Origin of the sequence: Oceanobacillus alkalisoli (assembly GCF_021556485.1) — a bacterium.
Taxonomy (GTDB): Bacteria; Bacillota; Bacilli; order Bacillales; family Amphibacillaceae; genus Oceanobacillus; species Oceanobacillus alkalisoli.
Window position 1 is genome coordinate 1 of sequence record NZ_JAKGBW010000113.1, and the last position, 280, is coordinate 280.

The 280-nt window shown below is 56.4% G+C and carries 1 protein-coding gene; it reads right to left on the reverse strand.

The window, feature by feature from the left end:
* The coding region (locus LZD48_RS18605; RefSeq protein WP_235764157.1) for a hypothetical protein at positions 1-280 on the reverse strand (280 nt) is incomplete at both ends.

Genomic DNA, 280 nt, shown 5'->3' on the forward strand with positions numbered 1-280 from the left:
CTGTCAGCTTCTGCTTCTCTGAGACACCGCTCCGTCTCCTTTCTGCGGTCCCGCAGCGTCTGCAGCGCACTATTCAGATCTATCTCTCCGCCGCCGGTCTCATAATAATTGGCAGCATAGTTTTTCAGCGTCTCTGAAAGCTCCTGCCCCGGCGAAGCCTGAAGCTGTCCTATCGATACTGTACTGTCAAAGGATGCTGCCGTCAGCCCTCCCAGCAGCATGTCGAGGTCCCCATGCTCCACAGACAGCTCCTCTCCGTCATCCTCACAGACGAGGGATA